Source organism: Eubacterium sp. BIOML-A2, assembly GCF_009680135.1.
GTDB classification, from domain to species: Bacteria; Bacillota; Clostridia; order Lachnospirales; family Lachnospiraceae; genus Faecalicatena; species Faecalicatena contortus_B.
In genome coordinates, this window is the sequence record NZ_WKZK01000009.1 from 93,692 (window position 1) to 100,537 (window position 6,846).

5 protein-coding genes and 1 pseudogene are annotated in these 6,846 nt (G+C 47.7%); all 6 read right to left on the minus strand.

Going from position 1 to position 6,846, the window contains the following annotated elements; all coding sequences use genetic code 11:
* Positions 1–28 precede the first annotated feature (28 nt).
* Positions 29–448, minus strand: coding sequence for an ACT domain-containing protein (locus GKG43_RS05530; RefSeq protein ID WP_025657276.1), 420 nt, complete (start codon positions 446–448; stop codon positions 29–31).
* Between the two features lie 18 nt (positions 449–466).
* A complete protein-coding gene (locus tag GKG43_RS05535; RefSeq protein ID WP_025657275.1) occupies positions 467–1,036 on the minus strand; it encodes an indolepyruvate oxidoreductase subunit beta in 570 nt (189 codons plus the stop codon).
* Positions 1,037–1,038: 2 nt separating this feature from the next.
* Positions 1,039–2,784, minus strand: coding sequence for an indolepyruvate ferredoxin oxidoreductase subunit alpha (iorA, locus tag GKG43_RS05540; protein ID WP_129878855.1), 1,746 nt, complete (start codon positions 2,782–2,784; stop codon positions 1,039–1,041).
* 3 nt (positions 2,785–2,787) lie between these two features.
* The gene (locus GKG43_RS05545) at positions 2,788–4,098 is read right to left on the minus strand and encodes a phenylacetate--CoA ligase (RefSeq protein ID WP_129878856.1); all 1,311 of its coding nucleotides are present in this window, start codon (positions 4,096–4,098) and stop codon (positions 2,788–2,790) included.
* 230 nt (positions 4,099–4,328) lie between these two features.
* On the minus strand, positions 4,329–5,564 hold the full coding sequence (gene glyA / locus GKG43_RS05550) for a serine hydroxymethyltransferase (RefSeq protein WP_129878857.1): 1,236 nt from the start codon (positions 5,562–5,564) through the stop codon (positions 4,329–4,331).
* Between the two features lie 122 nt (positions 5,565–5,686).
* Positions 5,687–6,846, minus strand: a pseudogene (locus GKG43_RS05555) (PolC-type DNA polymerase III); the annotation flags it as partial.

Here is a 6,846-nt window from a genome sequence, read left to right on the forward strand (position 1 = left end):
TTATCTGTTTTCCCATATTTCCGTAATTTTATAGATCCGCTTCTTTTACGACTTTTACCTCTGCTGCTTCCAGAACACGCGCAGCTTTTTCAAAATCATCTGTGTTGAACACCATAACCGGCGCCCTTCCCTCGCGGATTACAAAAGAATAAATATAATTGATATTGATCCTGCCTTCTGCAAGTATGGAAAGCATCCGGTTCAGGTTTCCTTTCTCATCTTTGAGTTCTACACCAATTACGTCGTGTATCCTGACAACAAATCCCTTGCTTGTCAGATAGGTCTTTGCTTCTGCCGGTTTATCAACTACCAGCCTGAGAATTCCAAATTCAGGCGTATCAAATGAAGCGATCGCCCTGATATTGATATGTGCCTCCGTCAGCGCCGATGTCACCTGCATCAGGCTGCCCGGCCTGTTTTCCACAAATACTGATAACTGCTTAATCATCCTCTCACCGCCTATCCCTTATAATGTGTATCCTACATCAAATGCTTTTTTATTGATTTCAATTGTTTTTGGAGGAACCGTCTTTTCGATCACCTCATACCACTGCTCTTTTGTAAAGTCCATATGCTGTGCTGCAACACCCAGTACAATCAGATTGAATACTTTAGGATTGCCAAGCTTCTTGGACTCTTCCGTCGCATTTACCTTATAGATCTTATACTCTTTTTCCAGGGTCTCCAGGATATTTTCCGGGTATTCTGCTGCGCCGATTACAACCGGCATCGGATCGATGCGCCAGTCATTGACAATCAAAACTCCGTCCTTTTTCAGAAAATGTGCATACCGCAGGGCTTCCAGGCGTTCAAATGCAATGATTACATCTGCCTGCCCCTCTTCCACGATCGGCTCCGCCACCTGCTCGCCATAGCGCACAAATGTAACAACACTGCCGCCTCTCTGTGCCATGCCGTGTACCTCGGAAAGTTTGACATCATAGCCGCCTGCAATGGTAAGTCCTCCCAATATTCTGCTGGTAAGCAGGGTCCCCTGACCGCCTACACCTACAATCATAATATTCTTTGTCGCCATGATTATTCACCCGCCTTTACCAGTTCTATTGCACCAAATTTACATAGAGATTCGCACAAGCCGCATCCCGTACACATAGTATCGTCAATATGGATGGTGCCGTCTTCATTTTTCGTCATTGCGGGGCATCCCGGCTTCATGCACATACCGCATTTTTTGCATTTGTCCTCATGCACGGTATAGAGAGGCTTTTTGGATTTGTCCAGAAGTACGCACGGCGATTTTGTGATAATGACCGACACTTCATCTCTGGCAACTTCTTCCTTAATTGTCCTCTCCAGTGTGTCCAGGTCAAATGCATTTACCTCAATCACGTGATTCACACCCATAGCGCTGCACAGCTTCACAATATCAATGGCATAAGTCGGATCTCCCTGGAGTGTTTTTCCTGTCGCAGCATGATCCTGATGCCCGGTCATTCCGGTAGTGGAGTTATCCAGAATCATCACGGTTCCTGTCGCTTTATTATAAACCATATTCATCAGGGAGTTCACTCCTGTATGTAAAAATGTGGAATCGCCGATCACGGCTACCCAGTCTTTGATGTATTCCTTTCCCTTTGCCTTTTCCATGCCATGCAGGGTGGAAATGCTGGAACCCATGCACATCGTTGTATCAACTACGCTTAAGGGCGCAACCGCTCCCAGCGTATAACATCCGATATCCCCGGCCGCATGCATTTTCAGCTTATTCAGCACATGGTATACGCTGCGGTGCGGACATCCGGGACATAAAATCGGCGGGCGCTGCGGAGCATCTGCCGTTGGCTGGATATCCAGCTCCTCATTTAATATTGCTTTGCGCAGCATATTCGCGCTGTACTCTCCCTGCACGGTAAAGATCTCCTTACCGACTGCCTTGATCCCCCAGGACTTCACCTGCTCTTCAATGACCGGATCCAGTTCTTCTACAATATAAAGCGTATCTACTTTTGCTGCAAATTCCTCAATCATCTTCCTTGGAAGTGGATTGACCATTCCCAGTTTTAATACGGACGCCTGCGGAAGTGCCTCTTTTACATACTGATAAGGGATACCGCTTGTAATGACTCCTATTTTCGTGTCGTTCATCTCCACACGGTTGATCGGCAGTGTATTTGCGGCCTCGGCCAGCTCTTTGTTGAGCCTTTCTATCTCCACATGGCGCAGCTTTGCGTTGCCCGGCATCATCACATTTTTCCGGATGTTTTTCACGTAAGGCTTATCTTCGATCTCTTCCCTGTCACACAGCTCTACCAGGCCCTGGGAATGTGCCAGCCTGGTTGTTATTCTGTAAATAAACGGTCTGTCAAACTTCTCACTTAGTTCAAAAGCTGCCTTGATATATTCTTTTGCTTCCGCACTGTCAGAAGGTTCGATCACCGGGATCTGGGCTGCTCTTGCCACCATCCTGGTGTCCTGCTCGTTCTGGGAGCTGTATAAACCTGGATCATCGGCAACTGTAAGCACAAGACCGCCGTTAACGCCCATATAGGATACGGAATACAGCGGATCCGATGCCACATTCAGGCCGACGTGTTTCATGCAGGCCATCGCACGCACACCTGCGATGCTGGCTCCTACAGCCACCTCAGCAGCTACTTTTTCGTTCGGCGCCCATTCTTCATAAAAAGTATCTTTATACTGAACCATGTACTCACTGATCTCTGTACTTGGGGTTCCCGGATAGGCTGAGGAGACTTTGATACCGGCCTCATATGCGCCTCTGGCAATCGCCTCATTTCCCAGCATTATCACTTTCTCTGACATAGTTTATAGTCCATCCTTTCGTAAATCTTTCACTCTCTTTGCCTTGCCCTCAAATCTCTGAAGCGAGTTCGGGGCAACCAGCCTGATCTGTGTTGCGAGTCCAAGCTGTGACTTCAGAGACGCTTTGATACTCTGTTCCAATTCACTTAACTTTGCGTAGCTGTCCAGCAGTCTGTCGTCGATCAGCTCAACAGAGATTGTCATAACGTCCAAACGGTTCTTTCTCTCGACCAGAATCTCGTAATGCGGCCCGATCTCTTCAATTCTCAGAAGGACTTCTTCTATCTGGCTTGGGAATACATTGACACCGCGGATTACAAGCATATCATCCGCACGTCCTGAAAGATTCTCCATACGTACCGTTGTTCTGCCGCATTTGCACGGCTCATACATCAGTTTGGTAAGATCTCCTGTACGGTAACGGACAAGTGGAAGCGCTTCCTTGCACAGGCAGGTTATTACAAGCTCTCCAGTCTCACCGGGAGCCAGCACTTCCTCTGTCTCAGGATTAATAATCTCCGGTATAAACCAGTCTTCATTGATATGCATACCGCATAATTCCGTACATTCCCCTGATACGCCGGGTCCGCACAGCTCGCTCATCCCGTAGTTCTGTGTACAGACAAACTGGTTGCCCCAGACTTTATGCATCTCATCGCGCATGGGTTCTGTCATCCCTTCGCCGCCAAACAGGCCAATATGTATGTTCAGATCTTTTGAAGGGTCAATTCCCCGCTCCCTTAAGATCTCTCCAAGATGAAGAGCATAAGAAGGCGTCGCTACCAGCAGTGTCACACCCATATCCTGCATAAACATAATCTGCTTATTCGTATTGCCTGAAGACATTGGAATAACGGACGCTCCCAACTTCTCCAGACCTCCATGCAACCCAAGTGCTCCGGTAAACGTACCGTATCCGAATGCAATCTGCGCTACATCTTCTGATGTTGCGCCGCCCATACATGCGATTCTTGCCACATTGTTCAGCCAGACATCCAGATCGTTCTTCGTATATGCCACAACGGTTGGTTTCCCCGTGGTCCCAGAGCTTGCATGGTACCTGACAATCTCCTTCTTATCTACCGCAAAAAGGCCGTCGGGATAATGATCCCTGAAGTCTGCTTTATATGTAAACGGCATCTTCTTTAAGTCTTCCAGGCTCTGAATATCTTCTGGCTTCACACCGGCCTCATCCATCTTCTTACGGTAAGGCTCTACCCTTTCATAAATATATGCTGCCGTTTTCTGTAACCGTTCCAATTGGATTTTCTCAATCTCGGCCCTTGGCAGAGTCTCTTCCTTTGCCCAAATCATCGTAAAAACCTCCTTCAACATCACATTCGTTATCCAATAGTATAACACACTGCTTTGACGAATTAAAGCATTAAATTTTAAAAAATTATGGGGAAAGAGTGCTTTTCAGAATGAGCAACGGGAGGGGCCGGAAAGACCTGTGCTGTTTTGTAGGGCGGGCCGCAGACTTAGCGGCAGTAAGAGGAAAAAGAAAGGATTGCAGGGCCCGACAATCCTTTCTTTTTGGGGGATTAGATAAGCGGGTACTTTTTCGTAAGTTCTGCTACCATTCCCTGTGCTTTTTCTACATTTGCTTCATCATCTATAACCATGGCTATGATTTCTGCTATTTTTGCCATGTCTTCTTCTACCATTCCCCGGGTGGTGACTGCTGGGGTTCCGAGCCTTACTCCGCTTGTTACGAACGGAGAACGGGGATCGTTCGGGATGGTGTTTTTGTTGCAGGTTACGTGGGCTTCGTCTAGACGTTTTTCAAGTTCTTTGCCGCTTAAGTCGTTCTCTGTCAGGTCTACGAGCATGAGGTGGTTGTCGGTTGCTCCGGAGACGATCTTGCCACCTCTTTCCTGGAGGCCTTTGCACAATGCTTTGGCGTTTTTCACTACCTGTTCCTGGTATGTCTTGAACTCAGGCTGCAGGGCTTCTTTGAAGCAGACTGCCTTGGCTGCGATGACGTGCATCAGCGGGCCGCCCTGGATTCCCGGGAAGACTGCCTTATTGAAGTTGAACCTTTTATTCATCTCTTCACTGCACAGGATCATACCGCCCCTTGGTCCGCGCAGGGTCTTATGCGTTGTGGTGGTCGTCACGTGTGCATAGGGGATCGGGCTTGGATGAATGCCTGCTGCCACTAAACCGGCTATATGCGCCATATCCACCATCAGGTATGCACCTACCTCATCCGCAATCTCACGGAATCTCTTGAAGTCGATGGTCCTGGCATAAGCGCTTGCACCAGCAATAATCAGCTTTGGTTTATGTTCTTTTGCGATTTCAAGTACCTTATCATAATCAATGACACCGTTGTCATTCACGCCATACGCTGAGAAATCAAAATACTTGCCTGACAGATTAACCGATGAACCATGAGTCAGATGTCCGCCGTGATCCAGGTTCATTCCCATCACTTTATCACCTGGCTCCACCATAGCAAACATTGCAGCCATATTAGCCTGTGCTCCGGAATGAGGCTGCACGTTGGCATATTCGCACTGGAACAGCTCTTTTGCCCGCTCTCTGGCAAGATTCTCAACAACATCCACACACTGGCATCCGCCGTAATATCTCTTTCCCGGATATCCTTCTGCATATTTATTCGTCAGCGGGCTGCCCATAGCTGCCATAACAGCCTTACTAACCCAGTTTTCAGAAGCAATCAGCTCAATATGAGAATTCTGCCTGTCCATCTCCGCCTGAATCGCTTCCGCAATCTCTACATCTTCATTCTTGATTTCCTCGAAACCGTACATAATTCTTCTCCTCCATAAATCATTAAGCATTCCCGGGACATAAAAATTCCCCGATAAAAGTCCATTGGGGACATTATAGCATAAATAAGAATGGAAAGTCCATACATTATTCCCCGCGCTCCCTACCCAAAATCAAATAGCGACAACTGATTACTCTGCGGCAGGTCTCCAAACAGCCCCAGTTCCGCCATAAAATCAATGACTGTTTTGCTGACCTTTGTCCGCTGTCTGAAATCATCCAGAGACAGGTACGGCCCGTCTTTAGCTGCTTCCTCCACAGCCTCCGCGGCTTTCTCACCCATACCTTCAATACTGGAGAGCGGCGGCATCAGTTTCCCGTCTATAATCTGGAATTTGGTTGCCTTTGCCCTATAGATATCCAGAGGCAGGAACTCATAGCCTCTGGCATACATTTCCTGCACGATCTTCATGTCTTTTACTACATCCTGCTCTTTATTGCTCAGCGAATCCGCCCTGCGTTTGTAGTCTTTTATATAATAATTCAGCTTGTCTTTCCCCTGGCACATGATTTCATAAGAAAATGCATTGGCGCGGATACCAAAATAAGCGCCATAATACGCCAGCGGATAATTAATCTTGCAGTACGCGATGCGGTAAGCCATCATAACGTACGCCGCCGCATGGGCCTTCGGGAACATGTAGCTGATCTGTTTACAGGACCAGATGTACCAGTCCGGCACGTTCTTCTCCTTCATGGCTTCTTCCCATTCTGGTTTCAGCCCTTTTCCCTTACGCACACTCTCCATGATTGTAAAGGACAGCGCGCTGTCCACACCCTGGTTGATCAGGTAGATCATGATATCATCACGTGTACAGATACAGGTAGAAATCGTGGCCTTTCCTGATTTTACCAGTTCCTGTGCATTTCCCAGCCACACATTTGTCCCGTGGGACAGACCCGATATACGGATCAGGTCTGAAAGTGACTGCGGCTTCGCATCCTGTACCATCTGAATAACGAAGTCTGTCCCGAACTCAGGAATCCCAAGGCATCCCAGGTTGCACCCGTCTATATCCTCCGGTTTGATCCCCAAAGCACTTGTATCGTGGAACAGGGAGAGCACCTTCTTATCGTCCAGCGGTATATTGGTGGCGATAAACGGATTCTCCTCATTGTACTCATTGTCCATGGCATCCGATGTGATATATTCCTCTAGTGTACGGATCATGGTCGGATCATCATGGCCGAGAATGTCCAGCTTCAAAAGGTTATGGTCAATGGAGTGATAATCAAGGGTCGTAATGATATCTGTTGTCATAT